This window comes from Paenibacillus sp. Y660 (genome assembly GCF_057221575.1).
The window spans coordinates 1-847 of the sequence record NZ_JBXBBJ010000082.1 but is presented as its reverse complement, the minus strand read 5'-3'; the positions used below and the strand labels follow the sequence as shown (position 1 = coordinate 847).

The following is an 847-nucleotide window of genomic DNA, read 5'->3' as shown; positions in this document are numbered from 1 at the left end:
CTTCATTGGAGTTCACCTCATAGGTGTATTTTGAAAACAGCAACAAACGAGCTGTTATCTCTATTTTACTCCATAATACTCTTTCAATCTATGAAAATCAGATATTTATATCACGGATTCAGGAAATATATAAGACGGCGCATTTAACCGGATCTTTTAAGCTAAGATCGGGAATAGAATCTAATGAATATTTTGACAAATATTTGTTTGAATCGAATCCTATTCTGTTAAACTTGGGTGCCGAGTATTTATCCAAACTAGTCCCCCTAGGAACAGAAGTGTTAGCGGGTCTGGAAATGGGCGGTATTCCGATCGCTACAGCCGTGTCGCTGAAAACGGGAATTCCAGTTGCCTTTGTTAGAAAGAAAGCGAAAGAATACGGTACTTGCAAGCTGGCGGAAGGCATCGATATCCAAGGGAAAAAGGTTTGTATCATTGAGGATGTCGTAACGACCGGCGGCCAAATATTGCTCAGCGCCAAAGATTTAAGGGATTGCGGCGCTATCGTTAAAAATGTCGTATGCGTCATCGAACGGGAGCAGCAGGGAAGAGATCGTCTGGAAAACGCGGGGCTGTCCTTCTACTCCTTATTTAAGATGGACGACCTTACCGATTTGACGCTGTAAAATGTTAATCAGATATGTTAATCGAGCCTTAGAATCGCTTCTAAGGCTCGTTTTGCGTATCAGGAGCTAGCTGCCATAGCAGTTGGGTAGAAATAACAGGAAAAACTCAGACTGTTGAGAAAGTCATAATATATCGTCAAATTAACGCGTTAATTTGATATAATAAAGTAACACTATTTATTCTGGAAAGGCGTGAGTTCTTTGCTCAATCGTAAGTCACC

Annotated in this window: 1 protein-coding gene; it reads left to right on the top strand. The window is 41.0% G+C overall.

The genetic code is table 11. From position 1 onward, the window contains the following. Positions 1–101: 101 nt before the first annotated feature. Positions 102–626, top strand: coding sequence for an orotate phosphoribosyltransferase (gene pyrE, locus AC2TDN_RS26530; protein WP_484690734.1), 525 nt, complete (start codon positions 102–104; stop codon positions 624–626). Positions 627–847: the final 221 nt, after the last annotated feature.